10 protein-coding genes are annotated in these 14,314 nt (G+C 37.3%); 2 read left to right on the top strand and 8 right to left on the bottom strand.

The features are described from left to right. Nucleotides 1-14 precede the first annotated feature (14 nt). Nucleotides 15-761 carry a 6-phosphogluconolactonase gene (locus I6J02_RS16490; RefSeq protein ID WP_201678927.1) on the top strand — a complete coding sequence of 249 codons (747 nt, stop codon included), beginning with the start codon at nucleotides 15-17 and terminating at the stop codon, nucleotides 759-761. A gap of 177 nt (nucleotides 762-938) precedes the next feature. Here the strand turns inward: I6J02_RS16490 and I6J02_RS16495 are convergent, their stop codons facing one another. The 8 genes from I6J02_RS16495 to I6J02_RS16530 all read right to left on the bottom strand — a co-directional run bounded on the left by I6J02_RS16495 (nucleotide 939) and on the right by I6J02_RS16530 (nucleotide 13,448). Beyond that, nucleotides 939-2,129, bottom strand: coding sequence for an ATP-binding protein (locus tag I6J02_RS16495; protein WP_201678928.1), 1,191 nt, complete (start codon nucleotides 2,127-2,129; stop codon nucleotides 939-941). A gap of 92 nt (nucleotides 2,130-2,221) precedes the next feature. Next, a complete protein-coding gene (locus I6J02_RS16500) occupies nucleotides 2,222-3,043 on the bottom strand; it encodes a hypothetical protein (RefSeq protein WP_201678929.1) in 822 nt (273 codons plus the stop codon). Nucleotides 3,044-3,276: 233 nt separating this feature from the next. Then, entirely contained in the window at nucleotides 3,277-4,290 is a 1,014-nt protein-coding gene (gene glsA / locus I6J02_RS16505; RefSeq protein WP_201678930.1) for a glutaminase A, read from the bottom strand. A 278-nt stretch (nucleotides 4,291-4,568) separates the two neighbouring features. Then, entirely contained in the window at nucleotides 4,569-5,291 is a 723-nt protein-coding gene (locus I6J02_RS16510; protein ID WP_201678931.1) for an SIMPL domain-containing protein, read from the bottom strand. Between the two features lie 70 nt (nucleotides 5,292-5,361). Continuing rightward, nucleotides 5,362-6,012: a transcriptional regulator gene (locus I6J02_RS16515; RefSeq protein ID WP_201678932.1), complete on the bottom strand. Its 651-nt coding sequence runs from the start codon at nucleotides 6,010-6,012 to the stop codon at nucleotides 5,362-5,364. 48 nt (nucleotides 6,013-6,060) lie between these two features. Next, a complete protein-coding gene (locus I6J02_RS16520) occupies nucleotides 6,061-6,774 on the bottom strand; it encodes a YARHG domain-containing protein (protein WP_201678933.1) in 714 nt (237 codons plus the stop codon). 215 nt (nucleotides 6,775-6,989) lie between these two features. Next, entirely contained in the window at nucleotides 6,990-12,854 is a 5,865-nt protein-coding gene (locus I6J02_RS16525; RefSeq protein WP_201678934.1) for an MG2 domain-containing protein, read from the bottom strand. Nucleotides 12,855-13,022: 168 nt separating this feature from the next. Then, nucleotides 13,023-13,448: a nuclear transport factor 2 family protein gene (locus tag I6J02_RS16530; protein ID WP_201678935.1), complete on the bottom strand. Its 426-nt coding sequence runs from the start codon at nucleotides 13,446-13,448 to the stop codon at nucleotides 13,023-13,025. A 252-nt stretch (nucleotides 13,449-13,700) separates the two neighbouring features. On the opposite strand from I6J02_RS16530, the gene I6J02_RS16535 reads away from it, so the two are divergent. Next, nucleotides 13,701-14,303: an RNA polymerase sigma factor gene (locus I6J02_RS16535; RefSeq protein ID WP_201678936.1), complete on the top strand. Its 603-nt coding sequence runs from the start codon at nucleotides 13,701-13,703 to the stop codon at nucleotides 14,301-14,303. Nucleotides 14,304-14,314 lie beyond the last annotated feature (11 nt).

A 14,314-nucleotide genomic window follows, 5' to 3' on the forward strand; every position in this document is an offset into this window, starting at 1 on the left:
TAAATAGTGATTATATGCTTTTAGAGAAATTGAATATTGATGTTGCCGATACTGCACAGGAGATAGGTGAACGGGCAGGACAGGCTATAGAAGCCGCACTTGTGGAATTGCAAACAAAGAAGGATGAGATCCGGGTAATCTTTGCTGCTGCCCCTTCACAGGATTTTATGCTCGATTACCTTGCTAAATCAACAAAAATTGAATGGTCAAAAATTGTAGCGTTTAATATGGACGAGTACCTGGAACTGGAAACCGGTGCTCACCAGCTTTTTTCAAATTATCTGGAAAACAGATTATTCAGACATATTCATCCGAAGAGGAAATATTTCATAAATCCGGATCAGCCGGCAGGAGAGGAGATCGCAAGGATATCCGCACTGATCAGCCTGGCACCTATAGATGTGGTGTGTCTTGGTATAGGTCAGAATGGACATATTGCCTTTAATGATCCACCTGTAGCTGATTTTGAAGATAGCCATATTATCAAACAGGTTGAGCTGGATGAGGTCTGTCGTATGCAACAGGTCGTTGATGAGTGTTTCGCCAGTATTGCAGATGTTCCTAAGTATGCACTTACTTTAACAATCCCGACCATTATGAAAGCAGATCAATTGTTCTGTGTAGTGGTGGGAGAGCATAAAAGAGAAGCTGTAAAACATACACTGAACTCTCCGATTAATACAGAATGGCCTTCTACTATTTTGAGAAAGCATAAAGATTGTCATTTTTTCTTTGACCGGAAGGCATATCCTGCAGCATAGAATGTTTGTGTGAAGGGTGTTTCCGGTTTAAACGGAGCCTTTTGAAAAGTAAGTAAATAAGCCCCTGTCCGTTTTTCGGATCAGGGGCTTGTTTTTTTAATGCTTGGAAGGATGAGTTCAGTGGCAGTTTAAATACTTCTGAACCATACGATTTATTGGAATCCCTGTAAAGCGATACTAATACATAAAACCAAAAAGCCATACCGGAATGATATTTCCAAAACCTATTTCAATACCGTCTTTGGCAACATAAGCATTTTCTATATTTGCTATTTGTTTCTTGGTCTTGTTTTTACCTCCGATTTCAAACCTAAATTTTTTATCAATCAGAAAATCTGCTGTTTCTGAAAGGTTTATCTCGTGCAAACCTTTAAATTGGTTTAAGAAAAACGTTTCTCTGACATTTCCTATATTGGTATTTTCTTTTGCCAGTGCATACATCAGATTGCTGTTGTTCAGATATAGTTTTTCAGGTTTGGTCAATACCCCGATTCCGGAGTTATCTTTATACAATTCGTTAACCAGTCCGGCACGTTCCAGAATTTTTATGCTTTGTACCAGCATATTACGGGAAACACCTACCTTTTCACTTAGTTTAGTAATATTGGGTGTAAATGGTGCACTTGAAGCAACAGTAATGAGCAATTTCTTTAGCTTCACTAAAGTGTCATATTGTAAATCTTCTACTGCATTGATATCTATTTCAATAATCAGATTAATCGTGTTCTGTAATTTCTGAATATATAGATCTTCATTCTCTTTGTAATAAGGATAAGCTCCAGTTTTTAGATATTTTTCAAATAACGGTAAGGGTTTTAGTTCATTTAAAACCTCCGTAGCAATAGCATTATGGTTTTCTAAAATTTCTGAAAGCGAACGAACGGGAAATATTTTTTTTGTTTCAAATATGATAAACTCTCTGAAGGAAAGCTCTTTAAGATAATAACTGACAGCTCTGCGACTCAAATCTGACTCGGATTTATAAATTTCGAGTAGGGAAGATGAAGTGAAGATAACGTTAAGCTCAGGAAAGTTATCGTAAATAAGTTTTATCTCTCTGGACCAGTTGGGGTATTTGTGAACCTCGTCAAGGAGTAAATGTGTCCCTCCGAATTGAGCAAACTGTTTTGCGAGATCGTATAACTTGTTTTCAAAAAAATAAATATGATCTAAACTTACATACAGCGTGGATTGTAACGGCAAATATAGTTTTACCAGTTGCAGAAGCAAGGTTGTCTTTCCGGCGCCTCTAGCCCCTTTTACCACAATAAGACGATTATTCAGATCCATTTGATGAACAAGATAACGTTGTATATCCAGGGATATACGTGCTATTTTTGTCTGAAATTCTAATAATAATGTCTCCATGTTGCTTTCTATATATAGCAAATATATGTAATATTGTTAAATAAAATAAGCATTTTAACAATAAAACTGCTTTCTTTGGAAAGCAGTTTGTATTAGTTATTACTTTCGTAAAACTCCTTAATTACATAGTTGATGTCATTTAGTCTGGCCAATTCCTTTATTAAATAATACCGGTGCAGAAAACCTGTTAATACGACAATCTTTTTGTTGGGGTACTTTTTCGCGATATTATAAATATTTTTGGCCATTGTCTGATTCCGCAAATCCCAGAAACCGGACATTAATCTGAATCCATCTTTGTAGTTTATACTGTCTCCATCAGGCTTTACGACATACTTTTTCGAAAATTCGGGTCTTGAATTTGTGATCTTGAGCAACTCTTTATACTGATAATTTTGCCTCATTTCTGAGATGCTATCCGTTCTTTTATTATTAAAATTTTCTGCTGATAGGGTCGAAATTTTTATGAGATCATTTGTGATTTTATTGAAAGTTTCGTAGATAACAGCTTCTTCATCTGTAAGTGCTTTTGCCTCATAAAGACTATCTATAAGCTGAACGGATAGATTATCAGCAGGAACCATTCCCATTGCTTTACGGTATTTATTTCTGCCTTCAAAATCAAAGGGAAACCGCAACGTATTTGGATGCTGTTTTACATACATATTACTCGCCTGGATTTCGTTTCCTTTAAAAAAGCCGCCTTTTTCATAATCTTTCATACCTTCGCTATCCACCTCATGCAGTATGATATCCGGCTTTATCGTATTCAGCATTCCAAGTAATATGGCGGGATTATAATTGGGGACACTATCATGAATATTCCCAATTACATAAATTTCAGTCCTTGTATTCTGAGAAAAAGCGATATTCATTACTAAAAAGGAGAGTACAGTAGCAAATAGTTGTTTCATAGGGTTATATCTGATGATTTAGCGTTTTAGCATATCGTCAATTCCGCGTAAAGCAGGATCGATATTCTACTAATACAGAAAAAATATGCGCTTGCTAAAATACAAAAAAGTACCAGCAAGCCCTATGGAAGTTCATGAATTATTTCTCCTTTATGACTTCAAAATTTATTCTCCGATAATTTTGAAGTAAAAAAACAGATAAAATAAGTAGTTGAAAAGTCCAGGATCCTTTCCTAAAATATGCTCAGATTATACTGTTTTACCAGATCCAGAATCATATGATAGCCTGCTACAGAATTACCATGACTGTCAAGAGGAGCACTGAAGACGGCTATACCAGCTTCATCAGGTACGCTTATCATAATACCGCCACCTACACCCGATTTGCTGGGCAATCCTACTGTACGGGCATATTCACCGCTAAATTCATACATTCCGGCAATCAGCATCTGTGATTGGATTAATTTTGACATTTCAGGGTTTTTATAGCGTTGGTCACCATCAAAACGTATACATTGATGAGCAAAGAAATAGCCTATTTTGGCCAGATCTTCTGTTGTCAGTTCAATAGAACACTGGCGGAAATAGTTGTCCAGCTGGTCTTCAGTACCTGAAATCAATCCTGCATTTTTCATGATATAGAACATTCCGCGATTACGGTGCCCGGTTTCTTTTTCAGAAGCATATACAGTTTTGCTGTAATCCAGTGTAGGATTGTCCGTGATATAACGTACCATGTTTAATATTTTGTCAAAGGGAACTTGTCCCTCGCCTGAAATAAGAGACGTAGTCAGAATAGCTCCGGCATTCATCATAGGATTCAGCGGCTTGCCCATTGTTTCCAGATTTGAAAAATGATTGAATGGTTTATCGGTACCAAAGTATCCCATTTTCTTAAAGACAGATTCTTCCCCATTTTCCAAGACCGCGACCATTAGTGCAATAGGTTTTGAGATACTTTGCATAGTGAATTTTTTATGTATATCACCTGCTCCGATCAGGGCTCCTTTCTCATTTACTACCGCAATAGCCACAGCTTTTGCATCCATCTTACTCAGTTCGGGAATATAATCGGCAACTTTTCCATCAATATAATAATGTCTGTTTTTTTCCAGAATAGCGGTTAATGTTGCTTTAGATACATCCCTGATGGGACTTGTGTTTTGCGCATAAATCGGGATACTAATCAGGAAAAACACTATTGCAAATGCACTTTTTGTCAGATTGGAAGTATAAGTTCTGTTCATATTTTAATATTCAGTATATAGCGTATACGAAATACGTGTTTTAAAATTTAATTCACAAGGAATGTACAAATTGAATTGAAGGATATGAGAGCTTATGAACGGAATACGGATTGCTGACAGTTGCTGTCTGTAGCTATAAATAGCGACCGACAGTTGAGATCTACTGTTTTATGTATTAATTCCAACAGGAGAAATGGGAGAGGAGAGGTATTACATGTAAATACTTAAACATTCCCTTTCACGATCATGAAAGGAAATGTTTAAGTAACAGATTTGGCTTATTTCAGTTCAAATTCGGTATAGATATTACGTTTGAATTCGAGTACTTCAGGAGCGATCTTAAATCCGGCACCTCCATAAGCTTTATTAAATGTTTCCAGTTGCATTCTGGTCTGGTAACCTCCCGGATCACCAGGAGCACTGCCATCATTAGAAATAAACAACAGTTTTCCAATTTCGACATCTGCACGTTTGGCTAGTTTTTGAGCAGATTTTAATGCATCATCATAAGCGATCAGGTCAGCTTCACGTAAGATACTGTCTGCTTTGGAATGATTGAACTGAACGGAGGATATACCGCTGATTTTTGTTTCGAGCAATTTACCTGTCAGCTCCGTAAACTTAGTCAGATCGTGCAACACAAAATCGATAGTCTGCTGCGCCTGGTATCCGACAAATTTATTGCTGTTATTGATATACTCGTAGGCTTTATTGGCAGACACACTGCTGGTCTTGATATCTTCTTTATTACTACCGTATTTCTGAAGAATAGCAATCACGGAGTCAACCGTATTTTGAGTTTCGCGTACAGCGTCTACCATACGTGGTTTAGTAAAACCGGCGTCTATAGTTAAAGTGACCTGATCAGGCATAATTCTGATCTTTCCCTCTCCGCTCACACGGATTCTGTTTTTATTGTCTTTTGAGTCCGAATTGCAGGATGCAAAAAGCAACAGGCCGGCTGCGGCCAATACGATTGTTGATTTAAATACGGTTTGCATAAGCGTTAGTTTTTAATGCAATATAAATGAATGAAGTAATTTATATGTTGTTCAATAGATTTTACTCCGGTTAATTTGATGTACGGGGTACTGCCATTGGCGCCGGGGACTCTCTGTCGACCCGGAGTTCCTTTATCAGTAAATTTTCAATGATAGGGAGCATTTTATCATTTACGACTATTTTATTGATCACATTTTTGAAATATATATCGCCTTTAAATTCCTTATCTATCTTTTGTTTAAACTCCGGTGAAAGAGATTCATAAGTAAGTACCAATTCCGTTTGTTTCTCTTTTATTTTCTTAACGGTCAGGTTCCATGTTACGCCATAGTCCGGAAAATAAAAATCCTTTTTAGGAGGCTTCACACTTAAGCTTTTATCTTTCTGAGTATAGCTGATAAGCATATAAATACTGGACGGATATTCTACTTTTCTTGCAGGTGAAATGAGTTCTTTCCATTCTTTCTGATTGTCAGCAACGAAATCATCTCCATATGCTGTTTCTTCAATTTGAAAAGCAGCAATACTATCATTGCTTTGCAGCGCTTTTATCTTCATAGACCCTGGTCGATACAGATTTTCCATTTTAGGGATAGCATCTTTTATTCGTTCAAAATCGGCTGCTATTATTTTTGACCTCGACTTGTTGCTGATGGTCTGCGCCTGCGAATTATTCAGCATAGCTAAAGCGATAAATAAGAAAAGTGAGTATTTGTACATAATTATTTTTTTAAAATATGATTGTCTATGGTATAATTTATTACTTATTTATCCTGCTACGATTACTTTGTCAAATTTTATTTTCCCCTGAGCAAAGTGGAACACATATATGTAGCTGGACTCCGGACTGAATGTTGTCGGATAAATCGTATTGCCATTGCCGATATCAGAAGATCCCCGGAGACTAAAATTGAATGTGATGCTATCACCGACAATCTGTAAGGTATATTCTTTGATTATATCTCCGTTATCTTTGGTGACTTTGTACAAACCTTCATTTTTAAACCAATGAATATCATCCAGAAAAATTTCGTCAAGAACATTGAGGATGTAATCGTTGTTGTCTTCCGTTTTGTAACCAAACTGGTTTTGAAGAGCAGCCTTATTTTTACTCATCACCAGTGACTTGAGTTTTTTAAGTTCTGCAATCAGTTGTGCTCTTTCGGCCAGAAGGACTTTAGTTCTGTCCTGAAAGATCTTTATATTTTGATTTTCGACCTTATTATATTCCAATGTATAATTAGCATTAACCGGTTTGTACCAACTTTTGTTTGAATAGTAGCTGTCTATTTCAGAACTCTGGAAAACATAACCTTTGCGGGCAAAAAGATCATTTGTTAAATAACGTAATTCATCTACACTCAATTCCTTGATCTGATCTGCTTTAATGATCTCCGTAGCACAAGAGGAACAGTCCGTGAGGGTCTGCGCAATCGTATATTGCGAAAAGGCTGCCAGGAAAAAGGTTAAAAGATTTTTCATTGAAAAGTTATATTAAGTTATGTTCAATTTAAAAAGCGTCTCCTGTATTGTATAACGTCAGAATAAATGTATGACTACTATAGAAGCTTATAAAGAGGTGATCCATATTCGTAGCTATCGGGTAAATATTTGCAGATAAAAACTAATTGAATCATATCTTATCGTAAAAACCGAAGCAATCTGTCCGGACAGATTGCTTCGGTTTATTCGGGTTACTACTTAATCTCTACTTTCAGATTTTCTGAGCGGGCATTCACAGAAGGATCATACATACATTCTGCTGTGCTGATACCGGCATTAAATACGCCGATATTATTCGCTTTGACCTCATATTCTAGCTCATGTCTTCCTTTTGGCAACATGTCATAAAAATAGTTTGTTGAAGCATCTTTCATTGTGAAATAATAGCCTGATCTCCATTGATAGCCTGAAGCCCGGTATTCCGGCTCTGTTCCGGATGGACGATTGTCCTTGATATGTACATATTCCAGTGCAGTATCATTGATAATAGTCAGTCTGACTTTTACCCTCTCTCCAAGATTGAAACTTGTACTTTCCACCCATTTTCCGGCCCGTTCTACATAATATTTTTTATAAACAGACAGACTGTTGGCTGTCGCTTTAATTTCTTCAACAGGAACAAAATATTGATGATATATACCACCGTAAACCGTTCTGCTGGTGTTGTTATTACGAACAGTAATGTGCTGATTGCCTTTTAAATCATCCTTTTGAATTTCTTTATTGATCTGCCCAAGTACCTGCTCATCCATCTCAGTTTTTTGTTCATTGATCATTACTTCGGTGGTATTGACCATAGAAAATTCTTCAGGGTTATTTGCCAGTAACAGTGCATAGATGGCATCCACAGTCATCCAGGTTGTTCTCCAATGGTTGGCCTGTTTATTATAATAGATCCACTGACTGATCTGACGAAGCTTGTCCGGGTCATTGAGTTTATAAGCTTCTGTCATATAAGACTGCAGGCTGGTCGCATTATAGCGTCTGCTGTTACTTTCCCAATACATACCTTTGGCAGAATCTGTGATAGCTTCCTGTTTTATACGGTTTTTGATAAAGTCGGCCTGTGTTCCTGTTCCGTATAACTGATTTACAATCCAGGCTTTAGCAGCAGATCCTGCTGAGCCTTTGGCTGTAATTTCTGCTGATTTGGCCAATTTGGAACTGAGTTTTTCCAGTTCGATTTTATTTCCGGGAGTATAGGCATTCCAATAATGGCGGGCAAAGAGGTAGCTTAGCGTTTGTTCAACATTATTCTTCTCACTGATCAGATTCTTATCCTGATCCAGATAACTCACTATTTTTTTAGAGCTGTTCTGAATCGTATTGCTGACTAATGTTTTGTCCAGATAGAGTACTTTTCCAAATATTTCGAGAATACGAATCGAGATATCTGTGTTTTCTTTTCCACCTTCAAACCATGAAAATGCTCCGTTTGGTAATTGATTTTTGATAATCTTTTTTTCCAGATCATTTAATTCTGATGCAATATCCGAATGAAATAACTTCGCCAGTGCTTTGAGTTTTTGTTGCTCTCCCTTCACATCGCGCAGCCACGGCATTTCTTCCAGAGTCAATGTGCTCAGCCTGGTGTTTTCTTCTAATTTACCCTTGCTGTTCTCCTGGTCTAATGCTTTGAAATAATCAGATATGGCAGGGTAGTACTTCTGTACATATTGGATCATTTTCAACCCAAACCATTTGCTGCTCAACTGTTCACTGCATTCATAAGGATAATTTTTTAGGTAATCTAAAGCTGCAATAATTTCAACAATAGGATTGCTCTGAATCTGAATTTTGGTCAACAGATTGTCTTTTCCAAATGAAGCTACCTGATAAGTTTTGCTTTGCTCCGGTTTGAGTATGATCTTCTCTGTATCTGTGATCAGGATCTTATTGGAAAGTATCGGTAGTTCATGTACTTCTCCATCAGAGAAAGCATCTGTAGCCGCTACTATTTTGATCTGTACGACAGGAATATCGGTTGAAACTTTTAGTTTCCATTCCACAATTGTATTATTTTCGGCTGATACACTGAATGCCTGATAAGCTTTGTCATCCAGAAAAGCTGTGGATATCACCTGATTATTTTCGGGATTGATAATCTCTATTTTTGCATCACCGGACAATGTATTTTTGCCTAAATTCTGAATTTGAGCTTTGATCGTTATCTGATCTCCATTTCTCAGATAACGCGGTACATTAGGGCTGACCATCAGCTCTTTCTGTGTCTGTGTCATAAAAGTGGCTGATCCTGCTTCCAGATGCTGTCCGTGAGCAAATAACAATAGTTTCCATTTTGTCAGTGCTTCCGGACTGTCAAATTCGAAAGATACGAGACCATCTTTATCTGTGTACAGAGTAGGGTAGAAGAAGGCTGTTTCCTGCAGATTGGTGCGCACCTGAGCTGTATTCATTTTTTCTTCTTTGGCTTTAAACTCTTTTGTGGTAATAATTATTACACCATTCATTCCTCTGGATCCGTATAATGCAGATGCCTCAGCTCCTTTTAGGACAGCCATATTATCGATCTTATCAGCTTTAAGACTTTGTAAGTTAAAGGCATCCATAATTTCTCCGTCAACTATATACAGAGGAGATTGTGCTTCGGGTGCGGCTGAAGACGTGCCTCTGATCTGCACACCGGCAGCCACTCCGGCTACAACGACTTCCTGTAAAGAACTATCATTTGACATCATCATATTGGAAACAACACTTCTGGCAGTATATTTTCTTGTGGTATAATTGAAAAATATTCGTGTATTCCATAATCCGTAATTACGGATTTGAGGGATGTCATCGTTTACTAGTGTATCCTGTTTCCTGTTGTAACGGCTTAAAAGAGATCCTGATGTCTGACCAAATTCCTGACTCAGATGATAAAAACTAAATCCGTAAAAATATGGATATTGAAGGTTAAACTGACCTGGCAGAGAATGAGGTGTAAACATATCAAGCGCACTGTCGTACATCGTAGCGAGTACTTCTGTTTGAAGCTGTTTATCTTTTTGAGCGATGGTAAAGCTCCATTTTTCCTTCTGTCCCGGCGTTATCTTGTTTCTGAATGTATGTTGTTTTATCTGCAGATTTCTGTCAGAAGTAAGCACCGGTACTCTCTGTGTCAGGAGTTGTATTTTATTATCTTTAATAAGTGCAATATGCAATATCGTAGGATTTATGGTTCGGTCTCCGTCAAGTTGGAAAGTATATTGTCCTTTACCCTTGTCTAGCGGAATGATTTTCGTAGGTTGCTTGGATCCGCCGATAACTTCCCATAAAAAAGCGGCTTTTGCATCCATAAAATCTGTCTGAAGCTGTAAGGTCACTTTTTCATTACGGTCATATGTGTTCTTATCAAATTTGGTGATTAAAAAATCTGAATTACTTGTCTTGAATGTCTGCGGGTGTAAGATCTGAACCATATACGAAGAGTTTACCGTGTCCTGACCTTCCACTGTAAATGCCTTGACTTCATACTGACCATATGGAAAACGGGTGCTGTCAATAAATACAATATTGGTGTCACGCGTATCAAAATGATATTTTCCTACCAGCTCCTTATTTTTATTCTCAAATTTGATCCGGTCAAATGTGTTAGGAAAATATTTTTCATATTCATCTGCTGTAAACAGGTGGTATTCCGGCTGCTCATTGTTGTAGGATCGGTAATCCGGAAGAATGACAGTAGGTTTTTTGATACGATAAATTTCAATTTCTCCCGCAAAAGCATAAGGCTGGTAATTCAGATTAGTTGTATTAACCTTGATTTCCTTCCATTTTCCCTCCACCATGACATTGGGAACGATTTCCAGAGAGAGTGCTCTTTGCTTATCCGCATATTTGTAATTTGCGCTTGCAGTTTGCATCTCTCCGGTGGTATTTACTGCTTCAGCTGTTACCTCTATTCCAAATTTTCTGCTGCTTTTTAAACTGGCCAGACTTAACGGAAAAGAGATATAGAACTTGCCGGACTGGTCTGCAACCGTCGTTGAGTCATATGTTAAAATATACTTCCAGTTATTGTGATCCCTTACTTTCAAGGAGTAGCGGATAGTAGTTTGTGGCAAAGAAACCCCGGATAATGTTTCTGTTTTTCCTTCAAACTTTACCGTATCTGTCCTGCTGTATGTTTCTTTATTCGGTTCAAAAAATACTTTAAAAGTTGGTCGTTTATACTCTTCTACTTTGAAATAATCGGATTCCAGCTGTTGTCCGTTATGTGTAAGTTCAATTCTGAAATTTCCACTCAAAGTTTTTACCGGTAAACGGAATTCTCCATTTACAGAGCCAAAAGTATTTGTATGGAGCAATAGCGAATCTATCAGTTGATTATTTGCATCTTTTAGGTAAAGCTTTACTTTTTCACTAGCCATGATTTTTCCGTTGAGTACCGCACTGTTATACAGAATGGCTTTGAGGTATACGGTCTGACCAGGTCTGTAAATAGACCGGTCCGTCATGATCAGACTCTTTATTTTTTCCCCGTTATTTTCTTCCTCTTGTCCTCTTCTGGTATGATCTTCTACATCATTAAGTTCCAGAAGATCTACTAATTGGTTTTCTTCAGGGATGTATAATTGAAAATCGCTCAGATCATCCTTGCTGCTAAATGTAAGTTCACCCGCATAGTTTGTTTTCTTATCGCCTATACGGATGAGCTCTCTTCTTTTATCCTGATATATTCCTATTTTTTTATTCGCATAAGGAATACCCGAAATACGGTTGATCAGTAATACTTTATAAGTCGATAAGGACTTGTTTTCATCCTCTTTCTCTTTGGTGGCTGAAACAAACAGATCACTAATTGTCAGTTCAGAATATGTTGTGGTAAGATAAAGGCCATCATCTTTAAAATCAGGATTATTGGATGCCAGTACTGTATAATTTCCTGTTGAAAAAGGATTCAGCTTATAAATAGTAGTATGGTTTTCGTAATCATCAAATACCTTTAGGCTAACTTTATCTTCATAAACCAGCTGACCATCGAATGTTACTAAATTTGTTAAAGAATCATTGTTGACTTTAAATTGTCTGAATTTTTTGGGCGTATTGGTTCTGTTATATACCCGGATATACAATTGGTCTGCATTCCGTTGCTTAATCTGTATCGGTGTATATTGATTTGCAGGAGCGAATGTAGGGTGGCTAATGTCTATTTCAGCTTTAGTCATAGCATTATGGATTTGTTTTACATTACCCAGCCACGGGCTGTTTGGATATTTTTGTAATGAGCTCTTCAATAATGTTACAGCTTCTTTTTTAGACGGAGCATTTCGGGCAATGGAAGCTATTACATATGCATTGTAATCCGAATAAGTGGAGTCAAGCTTTTTTTTGATACTGCTGTAATTATTGTTCATATCCCAATAACTCTGGTTTAATACATTCAGGTATTGGAGATAGGCATTCGCGTTGTCATAATGATATTTTATATTGACCGCTGTGATTTCTTTTTTAAAGGAATCAACTTTTAAGCTTTGATCACGCTGTCCATCCAGAAAACTCAGATAATTATAAGCTAATAAGTGGTATAAGGTAGGCGAAAGTTCTATATTCTGAGAAGAAGTGAGAAGTGTCGCCCAGTCTTCAGTCTTTTCCTTCAGCAGCCTCTCTTTATCTGCTAAGGACTGTCTGAATATGGAGTCTATTTTATAGAGCTCGGTAGCTCTCTGTACCGGTACAATCGCACTCTTTTCCAGTAGCTGATGGATGTTCGCAGATAAGAATACTGCATAGAAATTTGTCAGAACCTGTTGTTCAAGAGGATTTGCCTGTTTAATATTATTTTTAAAATGGTTTTGAAGTACTTTAAAAGAAGCTTCCGTAGTCTGGTTGATGGTATGTGCTCTGTTTTCAGCCAGAAAAGTACGAACCCACTCCGGACTGTTATTTGATGAGCGGGCTTCTGCCTTGATATCGGCTAGTATCGGTAGCGTCTGTTCATAGTTTTTGATGTTGATCAGCTCTTCTACTTTTTTCCATTTGGGCGAGCTTTCTTTCTTTTGTGCTTTTACAAAAAGAGGGAATAAGGCAATGATAATTAATAACAGGTTTTTCATAATCCGCTTTTAAAGACTTACTACTATAATAATACGTACAATTTTTGGTAACGGATGCAGAGCTTTCTATAATTCCATAACAGATTTTATATTTTTTTTAAATTTTATAAAACAGAAAAGCCCGCGTCTCCACGCAGGCTTTAGGTTGAAACAAAAATACCCAAGTTTTTAGGGGTATGTGGTTACCACTTTACTCACTTTCCAGACATCCTGACTGCGGGTAAGGGTTATGTAGTCTACACGAGTGAAATTCTTAAAAGCCATAGTTGCTTTCGCCAGGCAGATATCACTGTTTTCATCCAGCACCTGATATGAAGTGATACAGTCGTATTGCAATCCTTTGTTCTTTTTCAGGAACTCGGTGTATTGGTTTTTGTTAAATTTTTCATCGGGCTTACTTGCCGTATAGTATTCAAAGTCTTTAGCGAATAGCTGATTGCTGAAGTTAAGGCTGCCTGATGTGGTTGCTTCCAGAAATGATTTGACAGTACTTACCGAATTATCTTTCACCGGGTTTGTGTTTTCAGCTGCGAAAGCACTTAGAGAAGTAACCAGGATCAGAGCAGTTGCGATGGATTTGATTGCGTTTTTCATGTTATTTAGTTTCTTTAGTTTTTGTTGTTATGTGTTATTGTTTGAATCAAAAGTAGGGTAGAATATGCCGCCGGGGAATAGAGATTAGATCAATACAGTTAAAAACTCGGCAAAAACGGGGCTTCTGTCGGTGAAATTATTTTGACCGAAAGTCTGCTGTATGGAAATGCCTGTGAAAAAGCAAAAGAATATATTTGTATCAGGCATTTATCTTGTATACGAATAAAACTCTTACATTTATGCACAAGAGAAATGGAATTGAATAGTATGGTTGATGTGACATCCTTATCGGAAGAACAACTGGTAGCGCTATTGCAGGATAGCCAGCAGCATGCTTTTAATGAAATCTATAAACGTCACTGGGCCGGAATCTTTCTGGCAGCGAAAAACCGGCTGTCTAATGAAGATGATGCTTATGAAATTGTCCAGAATATCTTTCTCAATCTTTGGCGCAAAAGAAGCTCTTTTGAACTGACCAAAAACTTTGCTGTGTATTTTGCTACAGCCACTAAATATGAAGTCCTGAAGTCATTATCCAGACAAGGGCATATCGAACAGTATCGGAATATATTACGGACTTCTGTTTCTGATAGAGACGATTCTACAGTAAATCAACTGGAAACAAAGGAACTGCTGGAATCATTGGAACAATCTATCCGCGTACTTCCTGAAAAGTGTCAATTAGTATTCAGACTACGGGTGGAGAAGGAGTACAGTCAGAAAGAAATAGCAAAAGAGCTCAATATATCCGAAAAAACAGTAGAAGCTCACCTTACCAAAGCCCGCAAGCATATCCGTAATGATCTGGGCATTCTTGCATTTATACATCTGGTACATTATTTAAAAAATTTTTAATTTCCACTAAG

Origin of the sequence: Sphingobacterium spiritivorum, from assembly GCF_016725325.1 — a bacterium.
In the GTDB taxonomy this organism is placed as follows: domain Bacteria; phylum Bacteroidota; class Bacteroidia; order Sphingobacteriales; family Sphingobacteriaceae; genus Sphingobacterium.

Excerpts from the sequence above, each read along its gene's own strand:
- I6J02_RS16490 (WP_201678927.1), top strand. The coding sequence starts at position 15 with ATGCTTTTAGAGAAATTGAATATTGATGTTGCCGATACTGCACAGGAG.
- I6J02_RS16495 (WP_201678928.1), bottom strand. The coding sequence starts at position 2,129 with ATGGAGACATTATTATTAGAATTTCAGACAAAAATAGCACGTATATCC.
- I6J02_RS16500 (WP_201678929.1), bottom strand. The coding sequence starts at position 3,043 with ATGAAACAACTATTTGCTACTGTACTCTCCTTTTTAGTAATGAATATC.
- glsA (WP_201678930.1), bottom strand. The coding sequence starts at position 4,290 with ATGAACAGAACTTATACTTCCAATCTGACAAAAAGTGCATTTGCAATA.
- I6J02_RS16510 (WP_201678931.1), bottom strand. The coding sequence starts at position 5,291 with ATGCAAACCGTATTTAAATCAACAATCGTATTGGCCGCAGCCGGCCTG.
- I6J02_RS16515 (WP_201678932.1), bottom strand. The coding sequence starts at position 6,012 with ATGTACAAATACTCACTTTTCTTATTTATCGCTTTAGCTATGCTGAAT.
- I6J02_RS16520 (WP_201678933.1), bottom strand. The coding sequence starts at position 6,774 with ATGAAAAATCTTTTAACCTTTTTCCTGGCAGCCTTTTCGCAATATACG.
- I6J02_RS16525 (WP_201678934.1), bottom strand. The coding sequence starts at position 12,854 with ATGAAAAACCTGTTATTAATTATCATTGCCTTATTCCCTCTTTTTGTA.
- I6J02_RS16530 (WP_201678935.1), bottom strand. The coding sequence starts at position 13,448 with ATGAAAAACGCAATCAAATCCATCGCAACTGCTCTGATCCTGGTTACT.
- I6J02_RS16535 (WP_201678936.1), top strand. The coding sequence starts at position 13,701 with ATGGAATTGAATAGTATGGTTGATGTGACATCCTTATCGGAAGAACAA.